This is a genomic window from Methylocystis silviterrae, from assembly GCF_013350005.1.
Lineage (GTDB): Bacteria > Pseudomonadota > Alphaproteobacteria > Rhizobiales > Beijerinckiaceae > Methylocystis > Methylocystis silviterrae.
Genome location: NZ_JABVWW010000001.1, coordinates 359,693 through 386,433, shown reverse-complemented (window position 1 = coordinate 386,433; position 26,741 = coordinate 359,693). Strand labels below are relative to the sequence as shown.

General features: G+C 65.1%; 22 protein-coding genes. 6 read left to right on the top strand and 16 right to left on the bottom strand.

Translation table 11 applies throughout. The features are described from left to right. Positions 1 to 224 precede the first annotated feature (224 nt). Complete coding sequence (locus HUN39_RS01780) at positions 225 to 6,080, top strand: apolipoprotein A-IV repeat region-like domain-containing protein (protein ID WP_175092788.1); 5,856 nt, start codon at positions 225 to 227, stop codon at positions 6,078 to 6,080. Between the two features lie 8 nt (positions 6,081 to 6,088). Here HUN39_RS01780 and HUN39_RS01775 read toward each other — a convergent pair whose 3' ends face one another. Next, the gene (locus HUN39_RS01775; RefSeq protein ID WP_175092787.1) at positions 6,089 to 7,642 is read right to left on the bottom strand and encodes an FAD-dependent oxidoreductase; all 1,554 of its coding nucleotides are present in this window, start codon (positions 7,640 to 7,642) and stop codon (positions 6,089 to 6,091) included. Between the two features lie 353 nt (positions 7,643 to 7,995). On the opposite strand from HUN39_RS01775, the gene HUN39_RS01770 reads away from it, so the two are divergent. After that, the gene (locus HUN39_RS01770; RefSeq protein ID WP_175092786.1) at positions 7,996 to 9,609 is read left to right on the top strand and encodes an outer membrane beta-barrel protein; all 1,614 of its coding nucleotides are present in this window, start codon (positions 7,996 to 7,998) and stop codon (positions 9,607 to 9,609) included. 54 nt (positions 9,610 to 9,663) lie between these two features. On the opposite strand, the gene HUN39_RS01765 is transcribed toward HUN39_RS01770, so the two are convergent. The 11 genes from HUN39_RS01765 to ispH all read right to left on the bottom strand — a co-directional run bounded on the left by HUN39_RS01765 (position 9,664) and on the right by ispH (position 19,604). Continuing rightward, positions 9,664 to 10,659, bottom strand: coding sequence for a hypothetical protein (locus HUN39_RS01765; protein ID WP_175092785.1), 996 nt, complete (start codon positions 10,657 to 10,659; stop codon positions 9,664 to 9,666). An 8-nt stretch (positions 10,660 to 10,667) separates the two neighbouring features. Further along, entirely contained in the window at positions 10,668 to 11,396 is a 729-nt protein-coding gene (locus HUN39_RS01760; RefSeq protein WP_175092784.1) for an aldolase/citrate lyase family protein, read from the bottom strand. Between the two features lie 61 nt (positions 11,397 to 11,457). After that, on the bottom strand, positions 11,458 to 11,757 hold the full coding sequence (locus HUN39_RS01755) for a (2Fe-2S) ferredoxin domain-containing protein (RefSeq protein ID WP_175092783.1): 300 nt from the start codon (positions 11,755 to 11,757) through the stop codon (positions 11,458 to 11,460). A gap of 5 nt (positions 11,758 to 11,762) precedes the next feature. Next, on the bottom strand, positions 11,763 to 12,566 hold the full coding sequence (locus tag HUN39_RS01750) for an NAD kinase (RefSeq protein WP_175092782.1): 804 nt from the start codon (positions 12,564 to 12,566) through the stop codon (positions 11,763 to 11,765). Between the two features lie 118 nt (positions 12,567 to 12,684). Continuing rightward, positions 12,685 to 13,608, bottom strand: coding sequence for an ROK family protein (locus HUN39_RS01745; RefSeq protein ID WP_175092781.1), 924 nt, complete (start codon positions 13,606 to 13,608; stop codon positions 12,685 to 12,687). After that, on the bottom strand, positions 13,605 to 14,384 hold the full coding sequence (locus HUN39_RS01740; RefSeq protein ID WP_175092824.1) for a pentapeptide repeat-containing protein: 780 nt from the start codon (positions 14,382 to 14,384) through the stop codon (positions 13,605 to 13,607). Before HUN39_RS01740 ends, HUN39_RS01745 begins: the two co-directional genes overlap by 4 nt. 32 nt (positions 14,385 to 14,416) lie before the next feature. Further along, positions 14,417 to 15,205 carry a hypothetical protein gene (locus HUN39_RS01735; RefSeq protein WP_175092780.1) on the bottom strand — a complete coding sequence of 263 codons (789 nt, stop codon included), beginning with the start codon at positions 15,203 to 15,205 and terminating at the stop codon, positions 14,417 to 14,419. A gap of 21 nt (positions 15,206 to 15,226) precedes the next feature. Next, positions 15,227 to 16,975 (bottom strand): OmpA family protein, encoded by a 1,749-nt coding sequence (locus HUN39_RS01730; protein ID WP_232365842.1) that lies wholly within the window; start codon positions 16,973 to 16,975, stop codon positions 15,227 to 15,229. 192 nt (positions 16,976 to 17,167) lie between these two features. Further along, entirely contained in the window at positions 17,168 to 17,644 is a 477-nt protein-coding gene (gene rnhA / locus HUN39_RS01725; protein WP_175092779.1) for a ribonuclease HI, read from the bottom strand. Next, the gene (gene thrB, locus HUN39_RS01720) at positions 17,641 to 18,606 is read right to left on the bottom strand and encodes a homoserine kinase (RefSeq protein ID WP_175092778.1); all 966 of its coding nucleotides are present in this window, start codon (positions 18,604 to 18,606) and stop codon (positions 17,641 to 17,643) included. Before thrB ends, rnhA begins: the two co-directional genes overlap by 4 nt. Before the next feature lie 29 nt (positions 18,607 to 18,635). Then, positions 18,636 to 19,604 (bottom strand): 4-hydroxy-3-methylbut-2-enyl diphosphate reductase, encoded by a 969-nt coding sequence (gene ispH / locus HUN39_RS01715; RefSeq protein WP_175092777.1) that lies wholly within the window; start codon positions 19,602 to 19,604, stop codon positions 18,636 to 18,638. Between the two features lie 299 nt (positions 19,605 to 19,903). On the opposite strand from ispH, the gene HUN39_RS01710 reads away from it, so the two are divergent. Together HUN39_RS01710 and HUN39_RS01705 are read left to right on the top strand one after the other, a co-directional pair. Continuing rightward, positions 19,904 to 20,812: a DUF937 domain-containing protein gene (locus HUN39_RS01710; RefSeq protein ID WP_175092776.1), complete on the top strand. Its 909-nt coding sequence runs from the start codon at positions 19,904 to 19,906 to the stop codon at positions 20,810 to 20,812. A gap of 196 nt (positions 20,813 to 21,008) precedes the next feature. Continuing rightward, the gene (locus HUN39_RS01705) at positions 21,009 to 22,397 is read left to right on the top strand and encodes a glutamate--cysteine ligase (RefSeq protein ID WP_175092775.1); all 1,389 of its coding nucleotides are present in this window, start codon (positions 21,009 to 21,011) and stop codon (positions 22,395 to 22,397) included. Positions 22,398 to 22,445: 48 nt separating this feature from the next. On the opposite strand, the gene HUN39_RS01700 is transcribed toward HUN39_RS01705, so the two are convergent. Both HUN39_RS01700 and HUN39_RS01695 read right to left on the bottom strand, forming a co-directional pair. After that, positions 22,446 to 22,769, bottom strand: a complete 324-nt coding sequence (locus HUN39_RS01700) for a hypothetical protein (protein ID WP_175092774.1) — start codon at positions 22,767 to 22,769, stop codon at positions 22,446 to 22,448. A 256-nt stretch (positions 22,770 to 23,025) separates the two neighbouring features. Continuing rightward, positions 23,026 to 23,787, bottom strand: a complete 762-nt coding sequence (locus HUN39_RS01695; protein WP_332310702.1) for a 16S rRNA (uracil(1498)-N(3))-methyltransferase — start codon at positions 23,785 to 23,787, stop codon at positions 23,026 to 23,028. A 140-nt stretch (positions 23,788 to 23,927) separates the two neighbouring features. Here HUN39_RS01695 and HUN39_RS01690 point away from each other — a divergent pair, with 140 nt between their 5' ends. Both HUN39_RS01690 and ubiA read left to right on the top strand, forming a co-directional pair. After that, positions 23,928 to 24,371, top strand: a complete 444-nt coding sequence (locus tag HUN39_RS01690; protein WP_175092772.1) for a hypothetical protein — start codon at positions 23,928 to 23,930, stop codon at positions 24,369 to 24,371. A gap of 4 nt (positions 24,372 to 24,375) precedes the next feature. Then, entirely contained in the window at positions 24,376 to 25,332 is a 957-nt protein-coding gene (gene ubiA / locus HUN39_RS01685) for a 4-hydroxybenzoate octaprenyltransferase (protein ID WP_175092771.1), read from the top strand. Positions 25,333 to 25,365: 33 nt separating this feature from the next. On the opposite strand, the gene HUN39_RS01680 is transcribed toward ubiA, so the two are convergent. Both HUN39_RS01680 and HUN39_RS01675 read right to left on the bottom strand, forming a co-directional pair. Then, positions 25,366 to 25,569, bottom strand: a complete 204-nt coding sequence (locus HUN39_RS01680; RefSeq protein WP_175092770.1) for a hypothetical protein — start codon at positions 25,567 to 25,569, stop codon at positions 25,366 to 25,368. 49 nt (positions 25,570 to 25,618) lie between these two features. Next, on the bottom strand, positions 25,619 to 26,719 hold the full coding sequence (locus tag HUN39_RS01675) for an ABC transporter permease (RefSeq protein WP_175092822.1): 1,101 nt from the start codon (positions 26,717 to 26,719) through the stop codon (positions 25,619 to 25,621). Positions 26,720 to 26,741: the final 22 nt, after the last annotated feature.

Below are 26,741 nucleotides of genomic sequence, written 5' to 3'. Positions count from 1 at the left end.
TGCAGCCCCGCAGAAAGGCCTGCCAAAAGGGGCGCCCAGAGTGGAGACTGGCGCGTCGATCCTGAAGGGCGCGTTAACGAAGTTTCCCGATACGGCCCCGCCGGATGTTTCAATTGCCAGGGATGGGCTGTAAAGTTTGGTTAATCTTTATTCACTGGCGGTCGCTGAGCGGCGGGCCGTGAAATCGGGCCGGGCGACGCGTCTGCGCCGGCTGGAGAGGGCGAATGGCGACATCGGGAAAGATCCAGGACGCGGCGTCCGCCGCTCTGACGGCGATCGAGGAGGCGCTCGATATCGGCGCGCCGCCGGACGCCGCAGGCGCTGCGGGTGAGGCGAACAGCCGGTCCGGCCCGGCCCAGAGCCGGAGAGCGGAAGCGCACGCCGGGGACCAGAGAAGGCCGGCCTCGGCTTACAGCGAGCCGCAGAACCGTGTTCAACCGCAGCCTGGAGCGATGGCGCCTGCCCTTGCGCCCGCGAACGACGACCGCCGCACGGTCGGCGAGTTGCGGCAAGCGCTGCAGATCAAGCCCAATCGCTCGATCATGGCGCTCACCTTCGCTTCCATGGGGCTGTGGGCGGCCTGCTGGGCCTTGTATGCTTATTTCCATCAAGGCGAAATCCTTGACTTCGACGGCTCGATGCTCGCGCCGAAACCGGTTTTGACGCTCGCAGCGCTGATCGCGCCTCTCGTTTTCCTCTTCCTCACGGGACTGATGGCGCGCCGCGCCCATGAGATGCGGCTCATCGCCAACTCCATGACCGAAGTGGCCATTCGGCTCATCGAGCCCGAAACGGTCGCCACCGAACAGGTGGTCTCGCTCTCTCAGGCGATCCGACGCGAAGCCGCCTCCATGGGAGACGGCATTGAACGCGCGCTGGCAAGGGCCGGCGAATTGGAAGTGATCGTGCGCACCGAGGTGACCAACCTCGAACGCTCCTACACCGAGAATGAACGGCGCATTCGGCTTCTCATCGACGAGCTGACGCGCGAACGCGAAGCGATCGTCGTCAACGCCGACAACGCCCGTACGGCGCTCTTTGGCGCGCGCGAGACGCTGTCTCAGGAACTCGCCACGACCTCGGTCCATCTCGCCGAAGCGGTGAGCCAGGCAGGAGCGCGCGTCACCTCCTCGCTCGGCTCCAAGGGCGAGGAGATCCGGCTCGCGCTTGACGAAGCGGGCGACGCCTTTGAATCGACTTTGGCCAGTCACGGCGAAAGAGTGCTGATCGCCCTGACCCAGACCGGCGACGAAGTCGCGCAGAAAGTGACCGGCGCGAGCGACGACGTCAGCCGCCGTTTCGCCGATGGAGTCGAGGAAGTTGGCCGCAAGCTGGAAGCCGCGAGCGAAGCGATCGCCGGCGATTTCGGCGCGCGCGGCGCAGATGTGCTCGGACGGTTCGAAGAGCTTGGCGCGAGTTTTTCCGAGGCGATCGGCGGCCAGGGGGAGCGGATCGTCGCGCAGCTCACGGAAACCGGCGGGGCCATTCGCGACACGATCGAGACGCAGGGCGGAGCCTTTGAGCGCTCGCTCGCCGAAACCCAGGAACGGCTGACGACGCGCGTCGCCGAACATGTCGAAAACGCCAGGGCGACATTCGAAACCGCGGAAACCCGAATCGTCGGCCTGCTCGAAGACACGCATCAGAAGGCGCAGAACGAATTTCAATTGCGCGGACAGGCGCTGCATGACGCAATCTCGTCCAGCTTGAACCAGAGCTCAACGGCGCTTGTCGAACAGGTCGACGCCGTGCAGGCGCGTTTCGTCGCCGCCGCCAGCGAAGCGGTGTCCGCGATCGGGGAGCATGGCGATCGAGTCAATGAAACGCTGGCCGATAACTTCCAGGCCTTCGAACAGACCGTGCTCGGCCGCGGCGGCGAAGTGGCGGAACGGATCGCCGAACGAGGGCTGCAGATCGAGACTACTCTCGCCGAGCGGCTTGCCGCCTTCGAAGACGCCGTGGTGCGCAACAGCACGGAAGCGGCCATGCGCGTCGCTGAACATGGCAACCGTGTCAGCTCCGTCATTTCGGACGGTCTTGCCGCCTTTGAAGACACATTCGCGCGCGACGGAGAGGAAGTCGTCTCGCGCGTCGCCGAACACAGCGAGCGAGCCGCGACGACCGTCGCGACGCAGCTCGCCGCCTTCGAAGAGTCGGTCAATAGCCGCAGCGGCGAAATCGCCGAACGGGTCAGCGAGCAGAGCGAACGCGCGACAGCGACATTATCGGCTCAGCTCGCCGCATTCGAGGAGGCGGTCACGCAGCACAGCGACGACGTCGCGACGCGCGTGAGGGAACATGGCGAGCGCGCCACCTCGACGCTGACGTCGCAGCTCGCCGCTTTCGAAGAGACCGTCGCTCACCATAGCGACGACATCGCTCTTCGGGTGAGCGAACAGAGCGAGCGGGCGACGTCGACGCTCGCGGCTCAGTTGGCCTCGTTTGAAGACGCCGTCACGCGTCACGGAGAACAGATCGCGCAGCGTGTGGGCGAGCAAGGCGAGCGCGCGACATCGACGCTCGCGGCGCAACTCACCGCCTTTGAGGACTCCATCATCCGCCACGGCGATGAGGTTGCCGAACGCGTCGGCGAGCGTGGAGAACGCGCCGCATCGACGCTCTCCGCGCAGCTCGCCGCCTTCGGAGAGGCCGTCGAGCGTCACAGCGAAGAAATCACCCAGCGCGTCAGCGAGCACGGCCAGCGCGCAACGGCGGCCTTTTCGCAGGGCGTATCGACGTTCGAAGACGTCGTCGCGCGCCAGGGCGAAGATTTGGCGGCCCGGGTCGCAGCCCGCACCGAGCGCGCCGCCGCAGAACTTGGCGACAAGCTCGCCGCCTTCGAAGACAGCCTCGCTCGCAACAGCGGACAAGTCAGCGACGCTGTCGCGCAGAGTCTCGAAGCGATTGAAAACGTGCTTGTGCGCCAAGGCGGCGAGATCGCGCAGCGCCTGGCGGCGCACGCCGGTAGCGCCGAAGTCGACCTCGCCGAAAAGCTCGGCTCCTTCGAAGATGCCGTTAAGCGTCACAGTGAAAGCGTGGCGTCCGTCGTCAGCGAACATGCGACGCGCGTCGATCAATTGCTCGACGAGCGGCTCAACGCGCTCGAGACGGCGGGAATGCTCGTCGCCAAGACGATGGAGACGACGCGCGAGCTCGCGCTGCAGGAATTCGAGACGCATGGCGCGGCGTTGCGCGACAAGCTTCGCCAGAGCGTCGCCGACGCCTCCTCGGCTCTCGCCGAAAACGCCGCCACGATGCATGAGCGCTTCGCCAATACGGCGAGCGACGCCGTTCTGGCGATCGCCACGCAGGGCGAGCGGCTGCATGAATTGGTGAACGATCGGTTCGGCGCCTTCGAGAACGCCGTCCTGTCCGAAAGCAAAGACGTCGTGGCCTCGCTGGCCGACCATGGCGAGCGCATCGCGGTCACGCTCGGCGAACAGCTCACCCAATTCGAGAATGCGCTGCTTCGCGACGGCGGCGAACTCGCCGACCGGGTCGGCGCGCAGGCCGAACGCCTCAGCGCCGAACTCACGCAGCGCTTCGCTGTCGTCGAGGACGTGATCGGCGGCAAGGGAACGCAGCTTGTCGACAATCTGACGACGCGGACGATGGACGCGGCCGCTCGACTCGACGTGAAGGCGCAAGAGATTACGCATCGGATCGACGACCAGCTGCAGTCGCTCGACGAGACCATCCGCATGCAGGGCGGCGCGCTCGTCGAAAGGCTCTCGGCGCAAGTCGAGCATTACAACGCCAGGATCGGCGACAATTCTCGCCATTTTACCGATGAGATCGACGCGAGATTGGCCGAGATCGACGGCGCGATCGAGAGCAAAGGCGGCCATCTGGTCGAAAAGCTCGGCGCCCGCGCGATCGACATCGCGTCGACGATGTCGAACAAGATCGAAGCCTTCGAGAACGTCGCCAACGCCAGAACAATGGAGGCGGCGGACCGCATCGACGAACTGGTCGGCCGCGTTGACGCGGGCCTCGGCGTCGGCGGCCAGATGCTGCAGGAGGCGCTCTCCAAACACGCGGCTGAAGTCGCGCGGGTGATGGAGGACGGCGGACGCCAAGTCATGCAAACGCTCGACGCAAAGATCAAGGACGTCGACTGGGTGCTGCTCTCGCGATCGAGCGAACTTGCCCATACGATCGCCTCCAGGACAGAGGAAATCAACGAAGCGTTGGGCGGACACGCGAAGGAGCTGGAAACGACCCTCGACGGGCGCATCGCACTGCTCGAGAACGATGTAATCAGCCGGCTCGGCGCCGTTTCTTCGGAGATCGACGAGGGCGGCCGACTGGTCGTGGACACGATCGGCGCCCGTCTGCAGGACATCAAAGACGTTCTGGCCGTCGCGCGGCGCGAATTCGATACGACGCTTCATGCGCACACGGGCGATCTCGGCGAGTCGCTCGCCGAACGCGTCGCAGAGATCAGCGGCGCGCTGGATGCGCGCCTCACGCAAATGCAGACCGTGCTCGACGCGCGCGGCGGAGCCGTCGCCCAAGAATTGACGACGATCGGCGATTTGGTGACGACCGCCGTTGAAAATAGCAGCGCCGCCCTTGTCTCACGCCTCGGCGTCAAGCGCGACGAGCTGACGAATGCGCTGGACGCCTCCCGCGAGGCGCTGGCGCTGACGCTAGAGACCAGCGCGCAGACCTCGATTGCGGCGCTGCTGGAGACAAACGAAAGGATTCGTACCGAGCTGCCGACCCTGCTCGACACGCTCGGCGAGACAAATGCCTCGCTCCATGCGGTCATCGACAAGACCGGCGGTAATCTGGTCACGCTCGAACATGAACTCGGCAGACGCCTCGCCGAGTTCCACGGCGCGCTCAACGAGGCCTCGACGCAGGTTGAACATATCAGCGCCGTCGCTGGCGGCACGATGCAAGACGCGAACGCCATCGTCGCGGCGCTCGACGAGCGACAGCACACGCTGGCGCAGAGCGCGGAAAAACTGGCGCATAGCCAGGAGGCGCTCGACGCCGTGATGGCCGCCCGCCGGCGCTCGCTCGAGGAACTGGTGACGCTCATCGAAGGCCGCGGCGCCGAGATGGAAAGCGCCATGACAAGGTTCAGCGAGCTGATGGATCATTCGTTCCGCTCCATCGAAGCGCGGTCGCGCGACCTTGGAGGAGAGTTGAGCGAAACCTCCAGGCAAACCGCCGATTTGATCGAGACGCGCTTTGCAGCGGTGCGCGCCGCGGCGGAAGGCGAACGCGAGCAGACTTCGGAGGCGCTGCGCGCCGCCTTCTTCGAAGCTAATGAAGAGATCACCCGTCTCTTCGGCGACGCGCGCTCGAAATTCGACGCCGCGACAGACGAGATTCGCGGCCTCGCGCGCAACATCCATCGCGAGATCGAGGAGACCCGCGAGGAGGTGCGCCGCGGCGCGACCGAAATTCCGCGCGAAACCGCGGAGCAGGCGGCGGCGCTGCGGCGGGTCGTCGGCGATCAGGTGAAGGCGCTGAACGAGCTCACCGACATCGTGGCGCGCTCGGGCCGCGTCTATGACATCGCCGAACAAAGCGCGCCTCCGCTCCGTCAGCCGGCCCTGGATCAGGCGACGCGCGCCGAGCACGCAGCGCCACGCGTCGCGCAGAATCGCTCGGCGGAGCCGACACGCGAGCCGCAGGGCGGATGGCTGAGCAACCTGCTTGCGCGCGCCTCCTTCGACGACGCCGCGCCACAGCCGCCGCGCACGGCGCGGTCACTGGCGACGGTGGGCGCCCTCGACAGCCTGACGCTCGACATTGCGCGTATGGTCGACAACGCCGCCGTGGCGGAGCTATGGTGCCGCTATCAGCGCGGCGAGAAGGGCGGACTTTTCGGTCGCCGTCTCTACACCGCGCAAGGCCATCAGACCTTCGAGGAAATTCGTCGCCGCTATCGCGTCGATCAGGCTTTTCGCGCGACCGCCGATCGCTACGTCCAGCACTTCGAGGATCTGCTCGTTGAGACAAGCCGCGGAGATCACGACGGCTCGAAAGCGCTCGACCTGCTGACCGGCGACGCCGGCAAGGTCTACACCATGCTCAGCCACGCCTCCGGACGCTTCGAATAGCTCGAACCCTATTCGATCGCTTCCGGGGGCTCGGCGCCGATGCGCGCTTCAAAAGCGACTTCGGCGCGCAGATTGTCGAGGTCGCGGCCGATGGTCGCGACGGCCAGCAGCCGATCGCCCTTGAAGTAGGAAACGGCGCAGTCGGCGGCGGCCGGATCGCCTGACATCTCCAGCCGGTCCCACGACGCGGCGTTTCCGATATAGGAAATCGCCTCGTCGTAATGCTGGCTCCAGAAGAAGGGCGCGGCGTCGAACTTTTCCTTGCGACCGAGAATGTTGCGCGCGGCTGTTTGGCCCTGACGTTCAGCGACCACCCAATGTTCGACGCGTATCCGCTCGCCCGTGATCTTGTCGGGCCAGCTGGCGATGTCGCCGGCGGCGTAAATATCGGGCGCGCTTGTTTGCAGATATTCGTCGACGAGCACGCCGCGGTCCACGGCGAGGCCGGCGGACTGGGCGAGCGAGAGATCTGGCCTCACGCCGACGCCGATGACCACGAGATCGGCGTCCAAAGTCGCGCCGCTTTTCAATTGGAGCGTGCGTTCGCCGATTTCCGTCGCCGTGTCCCCGAGATGGAAGATGACGCCGTGACTCTCGTGGAGCTTTCTCACATGCGCGCCGATTTCGGGTCCAAGAATGCGCGCCATCGGTATCTCCTCGGGCGCTATGACGCGCACCTGGAGACCACGGGCGCGCAGCGACGCCGCCACCTCAAGGCCGATGAAGCTCGCGCCGATCACGGCCACGCGGCGCGCCCCGGCGCAGGCCGCGATGAGACGGTCGGCGTCGGCGAGCGAGCGCAGATAATGAACGTGGCTCCGTTCCGCTCCCGGCGTCGGCAGCTTGGTGGGGAATGCGCCCGTGGAGAGCAGCAGCGCGTCGTAAGACAGCGTCGCCCCGTCAGCGAGGGTCAGCCGCTTGCCCGCCGGGTCGAGCGATTCGACACGCCGTCCCAGACGCAGTTGGACGCCATTGTCTCGATACCAAGTTGAGTCTCGCAACGGCAGCCAGTCCGCCTGCGCGGTTCCGGCCAAATAATCCTTCGAGAGATTGGGCCGATCGTAGGGTTCGGCCGAATCGGCGCTGATCAGCTCCAGAACGCCGTCATAGCCCTCCGCCCTGAGCATCTGCGCCGCGGCGAAGCCCGCGGCGCCGCCGCCGACGATGACGACGCCGCGCGGCTCGGCGGCGCCCTTGCGCTCAGGGCGCGCGGGGTCCGGCAGCCTTTCGCGCGCAAACACCCTTCCATCGGCCTGCTCGACCCGCCACCGCGGCAACGGATCAAAGGCGGGCGCGCGCAACGCGCGGCCGCTGCGCAAGCTGAAACAGGCATGGTGCCAGGGGCACCGGATCGAGCCGCCGACCACGAGGCCCTCGGCCAAGGGCCCATGATAATGCGTGCAATGAGCGCCGATCACGAAGAACTCGTCGCCCTGTCGCGCCATCACGGCGTCCTCGCCGGCCACATGACCAAGCAACGGGCGGCCTTCGGACACCTCGGCGGCAGCGACTCCCTGCGTGAAGTCGGGGCCCTCGGGTTGATTGCGCCCCTCTTCCGTCATGTCGCCCTCTCCTGTTCCGCGGCGTCGCGCCCCGCGCGCCCGCCTATTGCCACGCTTACTAAAGAGGGCGGCGCTTGAAGAGAGGCAAGCCTCGGTCTGGACGGAAGGGATCGTGATTCGTCAAGAAACGAACATTTGTCACCTTTTTAACGACGAGAGGCGCTATGAAATCAGCATCGGCCGCCGTGGAACCATCAAAAATTGTGACATTGCCGCCACACTCATTAGAACAATTTTTCGTCAGGGCTTTTTTTGCCTAACAATTGAGCAGATGCGCGGACGTTGGGCTTGAACGGAACTTCGCTCGCGAGTGATATCAATCAGATCTCGCCTCCCAGACGGAGTTCCCAGCAATGAAATGGCCCTATCTTTCGACCGTCGCTGCACTTTCGCTAGCAACCAGCGTCACGAGCGCTGCTCATGCTCAGTCGAAGCTGATGGAGGTCGATCCGACTCTCATCGAAGAGAATCAACCCGCGCCCACGCCCGTCAGAAAAGGTAAGATCGTCAAGGGTCCGGCCATGGCGCCGACGCCGGCCTGGATCGATACGCTGACCATCGACGGCTACGTCGAAGGCGGCGTCGCCGTCAACTTCAATCAGCCGTTCAACAAACTGAACTGGGGCCACCTCTATACGGACCGCGCCAACTGGCCGACCTTCAACGGCGCCCTCCTGACCGTGCAGCGTCCGCTCGATCCCAAGGCCGAAGGCTATGACTTCGGATTCAAGTTTCAGGGCATGATCGGCGAGGACATGCGCTACAACCACTACCTCGGCATTCTCGATTATGCGATCGCCTCGCGCACGCAGATCGGGCCGATCGAGGCCAATGTCCTGGCGCATTTTCCGTGGATTAGCCCGATCAGCGAAGGCGGCGTCGACCTCAAGGTGGGCATGTTCGTCACCTACAACGGCGCGGAAGTGATCCCGGCGAAAGACAATCTGTTCTACAGCCACTCCTACATCTTCAACTACGGTCCGTTTATCCACACCGGCGCAATGGTCACCACCCACGTCAAGCCCTGGCTCGACGTCTATACTGGCGTGACCAGCGGCGTGAACACGAGCCTTGGTTGGCCTGGGGACAACAACGCCGCCGCCTCGTTTCACGGCGGCTTTGGCTTCAACCTGCTCGACGGCGATCTGACCATTATGGCGATCACCCATACAGGTCCGGAGAACCAGAGGCAGACCGATCCGCTCGGCGTCGGCTGGCCGGTTGGTTTCGCTAACGGAACTCCGTTTACCCAGACCGGCTGGCCCAACGCTTTCACGGCGGGCTGGCCAGTCAACCAGGGCGGTTTCGGCGCCCCTGGCCTCTGCGCCTGCGACGTCAACACGGCGATCCGTTCGTTTAACAACCTCACGACGACCTGGAAGGCGACCGAGGATCTGACGTTCATCACCGACATCAGCTTCATGCTGGAAAGCGGCTGGAATCCAAGCTCCTTCGGCCTGCCGCAGAAGGCCTGGGGCGCGGCCAACGCCATTACCGGCACGGGATTCTGGGGAACGGCGCCGGCCTATCCAATGGGCGCGCGCGCCTTCGGCATCGCGCAATATTTCTCCTACAAGATCAACGATATCTTCAAGCTCAACGGGCGCGCCGAATTCTATCGCGACAACAACAACTTCTTCGTCAGCGCCTATCCGGGCTATTTCGACGCGGTCAATCTGGCGCACGGCTTCTGGTGTCCGTCCTGCATCAACCAGAACCTGGGAACGGGCCTCTATGCTAACAAGCCGGTCTATTCCGGCACGAGCTATCTCGCCTTCACGCTGGGCATGACGATTACGCCTGAACTGCCGGTCAAACTGCCCTACATCACCGGCCTGATCATCCGGCCGGAGCTGCGTTGGGACACGACGGTCAATGGCGCCACGCCGTTCTTCAGCCGCAGCGGACTGAGCTCGAACCAGGGCATGTTCAACATGGACGTGATCGTTCCCTTCACGCTCCTCTAGAACGCAGTTTTCAAGAGCGACCCAAGCAAGCCGCCCGGTTCGCCGGGCGGCTTTTTATTGCGGATGTTCGTCGTTCGCGTGATTGCGCGGCTGATCGCGGATCAGAATTTCGACGTCCGAGTCCTTGGTCGACTGCACGCGGAAAGCGCCCTGATAGGTTTTGCCCTCGTGGCGAGCGATAGCGACATATTCGCCTTCAGCCAAAACGAGCGACGGGAAAGCGCCGATCATCTCGCGGATGACGTCGCCACCGGGCGTGAGCACCGAGAAGCTGGTATTGGCGAGCGCCTCGCCGCCCGGCTGCTTGACGAGCTTCAAGGTCATGGTCGCCGCGCGATGGCGCAGTGTCGCTTCGATCAGCTTTCCGGCCGGGATTTTCAGATCCGCCGTAACCACGGAGTTGGTCTGGTTCGTCCCGCCCTGAGCGCCCTGCCCCGTGTCGAGTAAAGTGGACACGATGTGATAGGCGCCCTCGGGGAGGCAGATCACTTGATCGGCGTTGGCGTTGGCGAGAATGAGCTTCGCTTCGGAATTGCCGCGCTCCGGCACATAGATCGAAATTGAAAGCCGCTGCGCGGGAATTTCTGCGTCGCCCAGCTTGTCGATGAGCTTCAGCCCGCCGGCGTTCAGAACGATCCGCTCGGACACATTGCCCCCCTCGATGGCGACGCGGCGCGTGACGCCGGCAAGACCATAGGCGGCGTGGACGATATAGGAGCCGTCCGGCAGCGGCAGCGTCGGGACCGCCTCCTCGGATTGCGCCACAAGCTTGTGCGATCCGTCCGGCTGGGCGCTCTCTTCAAAGACGCGCCAGACGAGGCCCGAGCGGACCGGCTGCTGGTCATTGGCTGCAAGCGTCGCGCTCAGCCGCAGCGTGGCGCGTCTTTCGGTCGGCGGCGCGGCCGGTCCGGCCGCTTCGCCGGCGCCATGCGGCGGATGGGGACGGCGCGGCGGCTGTTGCTGCGCTTGCGTCGGCTCGGGGAAAAGCGCTGCGCCGGCGAGCGCCGCCGCGGCGGCCCGGCCAAGCGCGTCCAATCGGACCTTTTTCATCGTCCTGTCTATGCCGACGATTGCGGTCTTTGTCGATTCTCGCTCGCCGGAAAGACCTCGTGGATGGCCGCGATCTGTCCGGGAAAAAGCGCCATCGCCCCCTGAAAACCGTCGCGGCGCGCCGCCGCATAGGCATTCTCCTCTCCGGTTTGCACGGGCGCAGCAAGCGCCGACACGCCGGCCGACGCCGCCGCCAGAACGACGGCCGCCCGCGCCATTTGGGCCGCGGCGCCGTCACCGCAGGCGAGGCCCAGCGCCGCGCGCAGCCCAGCTTCGTCGAAGGCCAGCGCCGCGAGACGCGGCGACGCGCCGGCGAGGGAACGCAACGCCAACACGGCGGCGGGATCGCCCCCGGCGAAGGCGCCGATCCTGGTCGCGCCGTCGGCGAGGCCGGCTTGCGCCTCGCGCACGGCGAGCTTCACCGACATGCGCTGCAAGCTCGCGGCGCCATCGCAGGATGGCAGAAAGACGCCGTCCGGTCCCGGACCGAACAGCGCGTCGAGGTCGGCCTCGATGAGTTCGCTGTCGAGCGAGGCCACCTCCACGAAGAGCTTCGGCGCCGCGCTCTTGCCTCGCGCCTCATTGATCAGCGCGCAGGCGCGCGCGCGGGCGCTGCGCCGCGCCTCGTCCTCCGCACAGGGGCCAAGCCGCAACAGGAGCGCGTCGGCGCCGCAATCGAACGCCGCCGCGAGTTCCTCATCGCTGGCGTCGGACTCAAGGATCAAACAGGAGCGCATGCGACCGGGGCTTGTTCAGGAGACCTCTGATCCCTTTTAACACGCCCAGCAGCGCCGCTGATCAGTCGGGGGCCTCGATCTGCTCCAGCACGAAGCGGATCAGCTCGTCGGGCGACGAATAGCTGATCCATTTGCCGCCAGGATAGACGACCGCGACGGGGCCATGCTCGCATTGGCCGAGGCAGCCCGCTTGTGACAGGCGCACGCCGTCGCGCTTGGCGAAGGGCAGCGCCTTGAGCGCTTCCTTAACCTTGGCCAGCGCCTCCTTTGCGCCGTGGTCCTCGCAGGCGGATCGGCCGTCGCGCGTGTTGACGCAGACGAAGACGTGGCGGCGGAAGGGTTTGATCGCGGATTCAGTCATTAAGTTTAGTATCCGAACTGCTCGCGCAGGATTCGCTCTTCCAGCGAATGGCCAGCATCGTGGAGAAGCACCAGACTGGTGGCGTGATCCATCACAACGTCCACATAAGCAAGGTCGCGAAATTCGTCATGATCGGCGACGACGGAGACGGGCCGCTTCGCCGCTTCGAGGACCTCGATCCGCACCTTTGCGAGGTCGGGCAGCAGAGCGCCATGCCAGCGGCGCGGGCGGAAGGCGGAGATCGGCGTTAAGGCCATCAGCGGCGCATCGAGCGGCAGGATCGGACCATTGGCGGAAAGATTGTAGGCGGTCGAGCCGGCGGGCGTCGACACCAGCACGCCGTCGGTGACGAGTTCCGGCAAACGCTCCTGGCCGTTGACCAGAATGCGCAGCTTCGCGATCTGCGACGTCTGGCGCAACAGCGACACCTCGTTGATGGCGTGCGCCGAAAACTCGTCGCCGCGCACATTGACGGCATGCATCAGCAAGGGGTGAATGATCGAAGGCTTGGCCTCGGCGATGCGCTTGCGCAGTCCCGTCTCTCGATACTGGTTCATCAGAAAGCCGACCGAGCCGCGATTCATGCCGTAGATCGGCTTGCCGGCGTCCATGAACCGATGCAGCGTGCGAAGCATGAGGCCGTCGCCCCCCAGCGCGACGATGCAATCGGCCTCCTCAGGCGGGCAGTCGCCGTATTTTTCAATAAGGCGCTGGCGCGACTCTTCCGCCTCTGGCGCACCCGACGCAAGAAAAGCCAAATGGGCGCACGGCTTCTTTCCGTGAGTCTGCTGATCTCCGGCGGCGCCCATCGCAAACTCCCTTTCACGCTCGCCGCAGCCGCCGCGATTGCTTCGGCATACACCGGCGCGAGGCCGGAGGGAACGGCGCCGGCGCGAGCTCCGCTCCGGCGGCCTCAATATGTCCAGCTCATTCGGCCTCGCCGGCGCCCCATAGCCAGGCGGCGCCGCGCACGCCGCCCGAGTCGCCATGCGCATTCGGCAGGATTTTCGTATCAAAGGCGTCGGTGACGGCGTTCTCCCCCACGCGCGCCGCGAGTCCCTCATAGAGGCGCGAGATGTTGGAAAGCCCGCCGCCGAGCACGATGACGTCAGGATCGATGAGATCGACGACCACCGCCAACGCCCGCGCCAGACGGTCCTGATAGCAATCGAGGCTTGCGCGCGCGGCGGGCTCGCCGGCTTCCGCCAGCGCGGCGATTTCGGCCGCATGGCGGCGCGCGCCGGAGCGCTTCTCATAGTCGCGCGAAAGGCCGGCCCCGCAAAGAAACGTCTCGATACAGCCGCTGTGCCCGCAAAAGCAGGGGCTCCCGGGATATTCCTGCGGAGTCATCCACGGCAGCGGCGTATGGCCCCATTCGCCTGCGACGCGATTGCGCCCCTCAAGGATCTTTCCGTTGACGATGACGCCGCCGCCGACGCCGGTGCCAAGAATAACGCCGAACACCACGCTGGCGCCGCGGCCGGCGCCGTCAATCGCCTCCGACAGCGCGAAACAATTGGCGTCATTGGCGACCCGCACCGGGCGTCCGAGCGCCTGCGCGAGATCGACGTCGAGCGGCTTGCCGTTGACGACGGCCGTGTTGGAGTTTTTTACGAGGCCGGTATGCGTCGAGATCGCGCCCGGCGCGCCGACGCCCACGACGCCGCGCCGCCCGATATTCGATTCGACATCACGAACGAGGGTCACGACGGCTTCGATGATCGCCGCATAATCATCGGCGGGCGTCGCGACGCGGCGACGCTCCAGCGTCTCGCCCGCGGCGTCGAGCGCGATCGCCTCGATCTTGGTGCCGCCGAGATCAACGCCGATGCGGATAACGTCGCGCGTCATTTCACACGGGCGCGATCGATGTTTTGCGCGCCTGCGAGCGCGCTCCCGGCGGCGGAGTCGATCTGCGCGGAATCGAGATCAAGACCGTCAGTCGTGGCGCCGGTCCAGTTTACGCCGGTCAAATCCGCGCCGGCGGCGTCGGCGCCCTTCAGATTCGCCTCGGAAAAATCCGCGCCCGCGGCGCGCGCGAAGCGCAGGTCGGCGCTCGCGAGATTGGCCTTGTGAAAACGCGCGCCTTCGAGCACGGCCGAGCGCAGCACCGCACGCATCAATCCCATCGACTGGTTCTTCATGTCGGCGGAGAGATCCGCCTCGCTGAAATTGGCGCCGCGCGCCGATGCGCCGGTCAGATCGCCGGCGAGACGCGCATGCGCGAAGTCTGCGCCGTCGGCCCTTATACGCTGCATTTGCGAAGCGAAGGCGTGCGCCCCCTTCAGCGATGCGCCGGTGAGGTCGGCTTCGATCAGCCAGGCTTGATCGAGGATCGCGTCGTCGAGCCGCGCGCCGGCGAGCGATGTCTTGTTCATGCGGGTCGCGCGAAAATCGACGCCGTGCAGATCGAGCCCGGAAAGATCGAGCCCGTTGAGGCTCTTTTCTGAAAGATCGACCTTATGTCCGCTCTTGCGATGCAGCAGCGCCGCTTCGACGTCGGCGCGCGTTAATTCAGCCTTGGAATAAGCCGGCTGCGCAAGATCGACGCCTTGCAGCATGTCCTGCGCGCGGAGGTCTTGGGCAGACAATGACGCGACGCAGATAAGGACGAAGCTCAGACCCATACGCATACGCACGAACTCGTCCCTCTGCCGACCTATGCCGCGTCGGCGCTGCGATCAGCCGAGGCGCCGCCGCTTAGCGCTTGCGCCTGCGCGATCCATCCGTTGCGCTTCACCCGCCCCGCCGCGCCGATCGACGCCTCGATCCATTTGATGTTGTCGTCGCTCCAGCCGGCGATCTGATCATAATGGAAAACCCCCAGCGCGTGCAGCTTCTCGACGCTCTTTGGTCCGACGCCCTTGATTTTTGCAAGATCGTCCGCGGCGCCGTCGCGTGGCGCGGGAAGCGCGGCAGGCGGAGCGCCCGGCGCCATTTTGCCGCTCGGCGCGCGCATTTGCGCGGCTTTTTCTTTTAGCGCCTTGGCGGCAGAAGCCGCCGCCTCTAGCGCCGGCTCAACGCTCATCTGTGTCGCTGGCTGCGCAGTCGCGACAATCTCACCTTGCTCATCTTGCGGTTCGGTCGACGGCGCGACGGTCGTTTCGTAAACGTCGCGCGTCGCGCCGCGCAGTACAATGATCGGCCGCTTGCCGGCATAAGCGGGCGCGGCCTGTGTCGTCTTGAGCGCGGCGCCAACCGGCAGACCGACGAGATAAGCGAGCATCGCGATCAGCAATACGTCCATCGTCAGCGCGGCGCGCCCGTCAAGGAGCCCCAGCCAGGAGGCGGCTGCGCCCGCGCCGAGCGTCACTGCGATCGCGATAACGTTCCAGCCGGGCGCCGCAGGGGCGTCCTTCGCCCGCGAGGTCGTCACATAGCCGGCAAGCGCGCCAAGCGCACAAGCGGCGGCGAACCAAGGCCAGCCAAGCGTCAGCAAGTAGGACATCTGCCGTCTCCTTCTCTGGCGCTACTTGACGACGATTTCGACGCGGCGATTGCGCGCGCGATTTTCGTCACTGTCATTGGAAGCGATCGGACGCTCGCCGCCATAGCCGACGGCGATTGTTCTAAACGGGTCGACTCCGGCCTTCGCCAATCGTTCGACCAACGCCTGCGCGCGACGCTTGCTGCGCCCCAGATTCACTTCGGCGATGCCGACGTTGTCGGTGTGCGCCGCGATCTCGAGAGTGGCGCCCGGGCAGCGCAGCGCCGTCGCAGCGATCGCATCGACGAGAGGCGCGGATTCAGCGGCGATCGCCGAATCGTCGGACACAAAGACGATTGGCGATTTGGCGAGAAGATCGGCGAGCGCCGCGGCGCACTGGCTTGCAACAAGCGGCGAGCCGACGATGCGTGTCGAGAGCTGCGCCTCGCCGCGGAAACTCTGCGGAAGCGCATCGGCGAAGCTCGCCGCGATCTCGGCGCGTGCGTTCTGATGACGCGCGACGCCGGCGAGCGAGATATTCGAGTCGCTGATCGCGAGCTTGCCTTCGTCGAGCCGCGCCAATGCGGCGAGGGCATGATCCATCGCTTCCGCGAAGTTCTGCGGCGCGCCTTTCGCGATAACGAGCCGATCAACGACTTTCGCGTCGAAGAAATTCCTGCGCGCGGTTTCGACGAGGCGATTGCGGACGGACTCATCCGGCGCATAGCCGGTGAGCGTAACGTCTCCGCCGGCGCGCTGGGCGCTGAAAACATACGGCGTTATCGGACCCGCCGTGACGTCGAGCCGCGCGATCTCAAATCCCGAAGGCAACCGCGCTTTCGCATCGGCGCGGATCGTCTCGCCCAATATGTTCTGGCGCCCCTGCCCTTCGATGATGATCTTGCCGTCGGATACGGCGACTTTGCCTTGCGACAACTTGCCGAGCTCGCTGACCGCGAACGCAAGCGCTCCGGCGAAGTCTCCGGCGGGCGCGCCGGCGCCAAGCTCGGTCGCGTCGCTGACCGCGGCGCCGGCGCCCACGGAGGCCGCCATAGCGACAACCTGTTTGCGCAGATCGTCGCTCGGCAAATGGCCAGAGAGGCTGATGACGCCATCGCGCGCCGCCGCTGAAAACACGTAGGGAGAAACACGCGGCGGCGACACGTCCACCTTTACCGCGCTCTCAAACGGCGACGCCTTGAGCGCGGCGAGCGCCTTGCCGTAATCGGCCGCGCTGCGCGCTTCGCCGGAAACAGCCAGATTCGCGTCAGTCATCGTCGTCGTCGCCGGATCGAGTTCGGCGAGGCGGCGCACGGCGAAGGACGCGAGATCGGGGAAGGATTTCGGCGCGCCGTCGGCGTAGGCGGCGGAGTCCGACACTTCCAGGCCTAAGGCGGCGATCTCCGCGCGCAGCTTTTCGCGCGCGCCCGTGGGCGGGACGTTGCCCGAGATCATGGCCTTACCGCCGCGGCGTTCGAGTCGCAGCACGAAGGGCGTTGCGCGCGAGAGAGGCTGCGTCGCGTCCATGATGCGCCGCGCTGGCGTTTCAACGCCCAGCGCCGTCAAAAGCTGAGCTTTCACATCGGGCGACAGCGAAATGCCGGCGAGGACGACGTCACGGCCCACGACGCGGACCTCCGGCCTGTCGATTGCGTCAGGCGACTGTGCGACTCGCAACAAGATCGCAGCGCGCAGATCGTCCTCTAGACGAGGCGCCAACGCGCCCTGCGCAAAATAGGCCAGTCCAAAAAGGACCGGCAGTCCAATCCACCATTTTTTGGGAAGGTGCATCGACGTCTTGCCCTCCATCGAAGAGAGAATCAGCAAAGACGCGCTTAACTCAACCGCACATGCTCGTTTTGCGCGGCGACGTGTCAATATGATGGCAAACAAAAATGGGGAACGCGGCCGCGCCGCGCTCCCCAAAGGCGAAGAAGAGTCCTGGTCGACTGTGAGATAGGCTTCGCCCGCTCTTCGACAAGGCTATCTTGATGAAAAGCGCGCGCTTGCAGGCGGTCTGCCAGGGAGGAAAGGCGCCATGCCAGCGCGCGCCAGTTCGTCGGCGCGCTCGTTCATGTCATGGCCCGAATGGCCTTTGACCCAATGCCAGTCGACGTCATGCCGCTCCGCCGCCGCTTCGAGCCTTTGCCACAGATCGACGTTCTTAACCGGCTTTCGGTCGGCGGTGCGCCAGCCGCGCGCTTTCCAGCCGGCGATCCATGAGGTGACCCCGCTGCGCAAATATTGCGAATCGGTATGCAGATCGACCGCGCAAGGACGCGTGAGAGTTTCAAGCGCCATGATCGCCGCCATCAGCTCCATGCGATTATTGGTGGTGAGCGGCTCGCCGCCGTTGATCTCTCTCTCGCGATCGCCAAAGCGGAGAATCGCGCCCCAGCCGCCCGGCCCCGGATTGCCCGAGCAGGCGCCGTCGGTCCAGATCTCGACGCCGAGCGTCATGAACCGACTCCGTAGACGCGCGCATCGGCGGCGGACTGGTGAAACCGGAGCTTGGCGAGATATTCGCGCGGATCCTTGGGACGCACCAGCGCGCCCGGCGGCACGTTGAGCCAATCGACGTAGCGGGTGAGCAGAAAACGCAGCGCGGCGCCGCGCGCGAGCATGGGAAAGGCGTCGATCTCGGCGAAGGAGAGCGGCCGAATCCGCTGATAGGCGTCGAGCAGCGCGGCGCCCTTGTCCGGCTGATAGCGATGCTCGGCGTCAAAGCACCAGGCGTTCAGGCAGATCGCCAGATCGTAGGCGTAGGCGTCGGTGCAGGCGAAATAAAAGTCGATCAACCCCGAGATGCGCTCGCCGAGAAAGAAAACATTGTCGGGGAAGAGATCGGCGTGAATGACGCCGCTCGGCAGGTCCCGCGGCCAGCTCCGCTCCAGATGATCGAGCTCCGCGTCGACGAGCGCGCGCAATCCCGTCGCGACCTCTTCCGCACGGGACGCGCAAGTCGAAAAAAGCGGCCGCCATCCCTCGACAGAAAGCGCGTTGTGGCGCCGCTGCGCGAAATCGGCGCCGGCGAGGTGTAGTTGCGCGAGATTTGCGCCGAGCGCGGCGCAGTGCGCGATTTCCGGGTGGTGGATCGAATAGCCATCCAGAAAAGTGACGATGACGGCGGGTCGGCCGGCGAGGCGCCCCAGCGCGAGCCCGGCGCGGTTCTTCACCGGCAGCGGGCAGGTCACGCCCCGCGCCGCGAGATGTTCCATGAGGTTCAGGAAGAATGGCAAATCGGCTTCCGCGACGCGCTTCTCGTAAAGCGTGAGGATGAAGCTGCCGGCCCCGGTATGGAGATAATAGTTGGAGTTTTCGACGCCCTCGGCGATGCCTTTGCAGGAGAGCAGCGGCCCGAGGTCGTATGTCGCGAGAAAAGCGATCAGCTCCTCATCGTCAACCAGCGTGTAGACGGCCATGGGCGCCGACCGTTCACTGCGGGCCGCCCTCAGGCGATCGCCCGCAGCTCCTTGGGCAGAGGGAAAGACACGTTCTCGTCGGCGCTGGAGATGGTTTCGACGACAATGTCATATCGCTCGGCGAATGCGTCCATGATCTCCTCGACCAGAACTTCGGGCGCGGACGCGCCAGCGGTAATGCCGAGCGACGATATGTTGCCAAAAATCTCCCAGTCGATCTCACCCCGGCCCTGCACGAGCTGCGCCGGCGCGCCAGCGCGCTCGGCCACCTCGCGCAGCCGCTGCGAGTTCGACGAATTGGGCGAGCCGACCACGATCACGGCCGCGACATGCGGAGCGACCTCCTTCACCGCAGCCTGGCGGTTCGTGGTCGCATAGCAGATGTCTTCCTTGTGCGGGCCAATGATCAATGGAAAGCGCCGCATCAGCGCGCTGACGATCTCCTGGGAGTCGTCGAGCGACAGCGTTGTTTGCGTCACATACGCCAGATTCGATTCGTCATCGAGTTTGAGCCGGTCAATGTCCTCCACGGATTCGACCAGCACCACCGCCCCTTCAGGCAGCTGTCCCATGGTGCCCACGACCTCAGGATGCCCGGAATGTCCGACGAGCAACACCCGGCGGCCGCGCCGCCTGTGAATTTCCGCCTCTCGATGCACTTTCGTGACGAGCGGGCAGGTCGCGTCGATGGCGAGGAGTCCGCGTCCCGCCGCTGCGGCCGAAACTGATTTGGCGACCCCGTGCGCCGAGAAGATCACCGGCGCGTTGGTATTGGGGATTTCGTCGAGCTCCTCGACGAAAATCGCGCCCTTCGCCTTAAGCGATTCGACGACGTAGCGATTGTGCACGATCTCATGGCGCACATAAACGGGAGGGCCAAACTTGGCCAGCGCCCGCTCGACGGCGTCGATCGCGCGCACGACGCCTGCGCAAAATCCCCGCGGCGAGCAAAGCAGTATCTTGAGCGGCGGCTTTGTCGGCCGGGGGTGAACGTTCATCTTCGCGCCTTTTGGCAGAGGCGGCGCCGAGGCGGCGAGCCGCTCAAGCGCCAATCGCGGCCATCCGGATCACCCGGCTGAATGCCGGCAAGCAATGTCGCGCATGCGCGACGGTGTCAAGCCGCGGCGCAGCGCGGATCCACTGCGGGAGACCCCTCGGCGAACGCGGTCAATGCGTTGTGCTAACGCCGACGCGCCGCAACAAGTTTCCTGCGCCGCCGCCGATTGGCGCAACCGCCAGACTGTGACACCATGACGGCGGGCTCGCCTTCCGGGCTCGCGTGAACGGAGCTGGGCGCATGTCCTATCTCGACGAGATTTTGCAGTCCGCGCAAGGCGGCCAGTTGGTCTCCAATCTCGCTCAGCGCTTCGGCCTCTCCGACGAACAGATGGACCGCGCCATCAAAGCCCTCTCTCCCGCGCTCGAAGTCGGCCTGAGCAACGCCGCCGAACGGCCGTTGCTGTTCGAAAAGGTCTTGGGCGATATCGCGTCCCCGCTACGCGTGGCCGCCTTCGACGACCCTGGCGCCGCGCAGGACGCGGACTCTCTCGCCCAGTCGCGACAGCTGCTCGAAGATCTCTTCGGCTCGCCGGCGGCCGCTGGGCAAGTCGTGCAGGTCGCGGCCCGCGAGTCGGGGCTGCGTCCGGACATTCTCTCGCAATTGCTGCCGGTGCTCGTTTCCGTGCTCATCGGCGGATTATTCAAAAATGTGAGCAACCGGGGTCTCGGCGGCGTGCTCGGCCAGCTCGTCAGCTCAGGCGCGCTCGGCTCCATTTTGGAGCAAATGCTCGGCGGCGGGCGGGCCTCGCAGCCCGAACCCGCGCCGACGCCGACGCCTCAAGGCGGCGCAGCTGGCGGCGCAACTGGCGGCGGCGGCCTGCTTGGCGGACTTCTGGGGTCGATTCTGGGCTCGCTGCTCGGCGGCGGCCGCCGGCCCGCGCCCGACCCCTACGGCGGACCCATTGGCGGACCGATGGGCGGCCCTATGGGTGGACCTGTCGGCGGACCGATGGGCGGCCCGCTTGACCTCGACCCGGGCGCCGGGCGCTCTCAAGGCCTGCCCGACGACATGGATCAGGCGTCGATTCAGCAGGCGATCGAAGAGATCAAGAAGACGCTGCAGATCGGACGCGGCAGCGGCGGCGAAAACGCCGGCGCGCGCTCGGACTTTGAAAGCATTCTCGGCCAGATGTTCGGCAAGCGCTAGGGGCTGGCCGCCAAGCTCGGGACGGCCCGCGAAATTCTAACCGAAGACGCCCTTCGGCGAGCCCCCGCGAGCCGGCGCGGGCGGAGGCTTGCGCAACGCCCGCTTTCCTGCAATCCATCGGCGCGATTCCTTCACCCGCGAGGCGCATCCCGCGCCGCAATCGCGCGTCTCCTCTAGCACGGAAAATTCCCCTTAGATGGCCCGCGACGTATCCGACACGACGCCGATCACGTCGCGCAACATGTTGGTCGAATGGCTCGAAGCCGGCTCCAAGACCGGCGGCGCGCCGCTGCTTATCGGCACGGAGCACGAGAAAATCCCCTTCTATGCGGCCGACGATTCGCCGGTCCCCTATGAGGGCTCCGGAGGCCTGGGCGGCGTGCGGGCGCTGCTCGAGGGCCTGCGCGACACGCTCGGCTGGGCCCCCATCCTCGACCGGGACGCGCTGATCGGGCTCTATCAGTCCGATGGCGGCGGCGCGATCTCGCTCGAGCCCGGCGGGCAATTCGAACTCTCCGGGGCGCCGCTGGCCGACGTTCACGCCACGCATGACGAGCTTGACGCGCATTTCGCGGCGCTTGCGCCCGTGGCCCGAGCGCTGGGCGTGCGGTTCCTTGATCTTGGCTGCAGTCCGAAGTGGTCCCGCTCGGAGACGCCGACGATGCCCAAGCAGCGCTACGCCATCATGCAGGCCTATATGCCGAAAGTTGGCGCGCTGGGGCTCGATATGATGTTTCGCACTGCAACCGTGCAGGTCAACCTCGACTTCGTCGACGAGGCCGACATGGTTCAAAAAACGCGCGTCGGCCTCGCTTTACAGCCGCTCATCACCGCGATGTTCGCCAATTCGCCGTTTCTCGACGGCAAGCCGACCGGCCGGCTGTCGCAACGGTCCTACATTTGGCTCGACACCGATCCCGACCGAACCGGCATGCTGCCCTTCGCCTTCGAGGAGGGATTCGGCTTCGAACGCTACGTCGACTATGCGCTCGACGTGCCGATGTATTTCGTCAAACGCGGCGACGTCTATCACGACGTGGCGGGAGCGAGCTTTCGGGACTTGATGGAGGGCCGCCTTCAGCAACTTCCTGGCGAGCGCGCCACAATGTCCGACTGGGCCAATCACCTCTCGACGATCTTTCCGGAGGTGAGGTTAAAGACCTATCTCGAAATGCGCGGCGCGGACGCAGGCCCGCGCGCCCATTTCACCGCCCTTCCCGCGCTTTGCGCCGGTCTGTTCTATGACGCCGCCGGGCTCGATCAGGCGCGCGAACTGACGAAGGGGTGGAGCGCCGCCGCGCGTCAGGCGCTACGCGCGGATGTGCCCGGTCTGGCGCTCGATGCGAGAATCGAGGGCCGCAGCCTGCGCGACGTCGGGCGCGACGTGCTTGCGCTGGCGAAGGTCGGATTGCGCCGACGCGCCCGCCTTGACGCCAAAGGGCGCGATGAGAGCGTTTTTCTTGCGCCGCTGGAAGCAATTCTCGAAGACGGACGCACCTTGGCCCAGCGGCGCTTGGACGCCTATTACGGCGGGTGGGGGCAGTCGATCGACGCCGCCTTCACCGACTGCGTGCTTCCGCAATAATATTTGCGTGCTTCCACAATAATATTGGAGCCGGCGCCGACGCGATGGTTAGCGTGGGAAGAGGTCGTGCAACCCGAAGGGCGCCATCGGCGGCAGCGAGGAACGCGCGGCGGCATGCTGCATGCCGTCTCGGCGCATATCCGTGTAACCCAATGGGGCGACAGGGGTGCGAGGCATAGAGACGCGGACGTGACCGCCGAGCCGAACACAACCGTTTGACCCCGCGACTGCGACATAATCGGCGCCATATCGCGCGCACTGGCTGACATTATCGGCATGCGCCGGCGCAACGGCGATGGCCGTGAGCGCGATGGCGCCGAAAAAGCCCGCCAGCAGAAGACGGTTACTGCGGCTGATGTTGGCTAGGGTCATGAGTTTAGGGCCTCATTTCCGAAAGTTCGCGCGCGTCGCGCGAGATTTCCGGAGCCTTACGATCCCGACAATGTCTCGATACGCCGTAATTGCGCTGGCGGCGAGGAGAACCTCCTCGCCTTCGAGCGGCGCATTCCGGCGCTGCAATCCAACTAGAGCCAAACATCGTGGCAGGATCGTGTCTTGGACGCCCACTGGCGAAACAGTCGGCGCCACGTGAGAACTACCCTTTATTTTCTATTTATTTATTTTTGGTTTAGACGGCGGCCGTCCGAGAACGCCAATCGCCGATCGCGGCCTGGACGATCGCCAGAGCCGCGACGGCGGCGGTGTCGGCGCGCAACACGCGCGGTCCGAGCGAAAGGCGCGCGACGTTCGGCAGACCAGCGATGGCGGCCCGTTCGGCGTCGTCGAAGCCGCCTTCCGGTCCAATGAGCACGCTCACGCCCTCTCGCGCCATACGGCCCTCGAGCGCGTCCAAGGGGTTGGCGAGCGCGGCGCGTTCGTCACAAAACACGAGGAGCCGCCGCGCCGGCCAACGCGCGAGAAACTCTGACAGTTCGACGGCGGCCGCGACTTCGGGCACGGCCAGCACGCCGCATTGCTCGGCGGCCTCGATGACATTGGATTCGAGCCGCCCCGCGTTGAGCCGGCGGACCTGCGTTCGGCGCGTCATCACCGGCAGGAGACGGCCGGCGCCCATCTCGGTGGCCTTCTGCGCCATGTAGTCGAGCCGCGCCTGCTTGAGGGGAGCGAAACAATAATCGAGGTCGGCGCGTTCGGTCTGGGCGCGCAGTCGCTCGCCGACGCGTAATCTTGCGGAGCGTCGCGAGACGTTCGCGAGCGTCGCGCGAAATTCGCCGTCGCGGCCATTGAACAGATGGATCGCGGCGCCCTCCCGCATGCGTAGGACATTGAGCAGATAGTTCGACGCCTCAGTTGAAGGCGCGAGTTCGACATCCGGCGCGAGATCGTCACGAACGAACAAGCGCTGCGCAGAAAAATCGTAAGCTGACACAATGGCTTCCCAAGCGGAGACGCGAGCGCAAGGCGCGCTCGCCATGAAGCCGCCGCTTTGTTGCGTGCAGGTTCGCCAAAACTTGCGTCGCCGGCAAGCCTGCTGGTAATGCTGCGAGCCTGATGAGCGGACCAAGACACATGATCATCGGCGCTGTCGATATTTCCCGCGCTGTCGCGGGGCTTTCGCTGTTCGCGATGCTGCTCGCCTCTACCGGCGCGCATGCGCAAGCCTGTCAGGAAGACTTCCAGAAGCTCACCCAGAAGCGCATGGCGGGAATCGAGGCGCTCAACACTCTCGGAAAGGCTGGCAAGGGCAAGATGGATCCCGAAGCCGCCTGCCCCGCAGCGAAACGTCTCGTCGCCGTCGAAACCGAGATGATGAATTACATCATCAAGAACAAGGAATGGTGCAACATTCCTGACAATGTCGCCGACGGCTTCAAGGAAGCGCGCGCCAAAACTCAGGGCTTCGCGTCGCAGGCCTGCGCGGCCGCAGCGAAGATGAAAGAGATGCGCGATCAAGCGGCGGCTGGCGGCGGCGGCATGATGGCGCCGCCAAAGTTGCCTGCCGGACCGCTGTGAGCCTGTGAGCATAAGGCGAAGCGGCGATTCGGCGGGAGCGACCGCGCTGCCCGACGCCATCGCGGATCATCCGTTACTGCGCCACACGCCGCCAGCATTCCTGCCCTATGTCCAGCTTGCGCGCCTCGATCGGCCCATCGGCTGGTGGCTGCTGCTGCTTCCCTGCTGGGAAGCGAGCGCGCTCGCTTCCGCGTCGATGCGCGAAGGCCCCAACGTCTGGCAGTTGGCGCTGTTCTTTATCGGCGCCGTCGCCATGCGCGGCGCGGGCTCGACCTATAACGACTATATCGATCGCGAGATCGACGCCAAGGTCGAGCGCACGCGCCTGCGGCCGCTCGCCAGCGGGCGCGTAACGCCCGCAGCGGCGGTGGGCTTCCTCGTCGCGCAATGCCTCGTCGGGCTCGCGGTGCTTGTGTCGTTCAACGGCCTCACGATCGCTCTTGGACTGATATCTCCGCTGATCGTGCTGATTTATCCCTTCGCCAAGCGCTTCACGTCCTGGCCGCAGGCGATTCTCGGATTAGCCTTCGCCTATGGCGCGCTGCTCGGCTGGACGGCGCGCACGGGCGAACTCGGCGCGCCGGCGCTTTTTCTCTATGCGGCGGCGATCTCATGGACGATCGGCTTCGACACGATTTACGCGCTCCAGGACATGCGTGACGACGCGATCGTCGGCGTGCGCTCGACGGCGCGACTGTTCGGACCGCGGGTGCAATTGGCGGTCGGCGCGCTCTACGCCTTGTCCGCCGCATGCGCCGCCTTCGCCGTTTTTCTGGCAGGCGGCGGATGGTTCGCCTATGCCGGGGTCGCCGCCTATGCGACGCATCTCGCCTGGCAGATCGCGCAGACCCGAGAAGATGTCGCGCCGATCACCGCTCTGCGCCTGTTCCGCTCAAATCGCGACGCCGGTCTGTTGCTGTTCGCAGGCTTTTTTGCGCAGAGCCTCGCCTTTCTTTTCTAGAGGGCCTCGGGCGACGCGCGATGCGGAACCGCTCTACTTCTCGAGTTCCTTTTTCCTGTCGAGACAAGAATCGATTTGTTTCTTGTCGAGTTCCCAATAAGAGCCGCCGCAGAGCGCCTCGTAGCGACTGCTGACGAAGAAGGACCAGATGTAATAGCCAGTCAGCACCACCGCGGCGACGGCGGCGATTTTCATGATGAAGTTGAATCGCGCTTCCGCGTCTTGGGTGTCCGACATTGTTTGTCTCCGCGCGAATGTTAAGCCGCCGAAAATTGGGCCGTCAACGTCAGTCCAGCGTCTGCCGGAAACGCATCACCGCGACGCTCATCGCAACAAGCGTGAAGGCCGCAAGCGCGCCGGCGTCGACGGCGAGATCGTCGAAGTTAGAGCCCTTCAACATCACCGAGCGCACAATGCGCAGATAATGGGTGAGCGGCAGCGCCTCACCCGTATATTGCGCCCACATCGGCATCCCGTGGAAAGGAAAAAGGAAGCCCGAAAGAAGCATGCTCGGCAGAAAAAAGAAGAAGGTCATCTGCATCGCCTGCAGCTGATTTACCGCGACCGTCGAGAAAGTGTAGCCCACCGACAGATTTGCGACGATAAAAAGCAAAGTCAGCACGGTGAGCGTAAAGAGCGAGCCGACCACCGGCACCTGAAACAACAAGGAAGCGACGATGAGGATCGTCGCCATCTGCACGGCGCCGACGACGACATAGGGCGCGATTTTTCCGAGCATGATCTCGACCGGGAGTATCGGCATGGCGAGCAACGCCTCCATCGTTCCCCGCTCGATTTCCCGCGTCACCGACATCGCCGTATACATCAGCATCGTCATGGTCAAAATCGTGCCGATCAGTCCGGGCACGATATTGCGGCGCGTCTCTCCAGCCGGATTGTAGCGCCGATGCACGCGGATCTCGTAAGGCGGCGCATTCTGCGCAAGCGACGCCAGCGGTCCGGTCAGTTCACGGTCGAGCGCCTGATTCGCGGTGCCAAGCGCGGCGGCGACCGCGCCCGAGGTCGCCGTCGGGTCCGTGGCGTCGGCGATGAGTAGCAGCCCCGGTTTTTCGCCGCGGACGAGCTGGCGAGAGAAATCGGGCGGAATTTGAATGACGAATTGCACCTTGTTCGAGAGGATCAATTTGTCGGCGTCGGCCTCGCCGCGCGCGACATATTTGATGTTGAAATAATCGGTGGCGCGTAAGGCGCCGATCAGCGCGCGCGCGATCGGGCTGTCGTCGCCCGTCAGCACCGCCGTCGGCAGATGTTTGGGATCGGTGTTGATCGCATATCCAAAGAGCATCAGCTGAATGAGCGGAATGCCGACGATCATCGCGAAGGTCGGCCGGTCGCGCCGAAGCTGAATGAATTCCTTGACGAACATCGCGACGACACGCTGCCAAGAC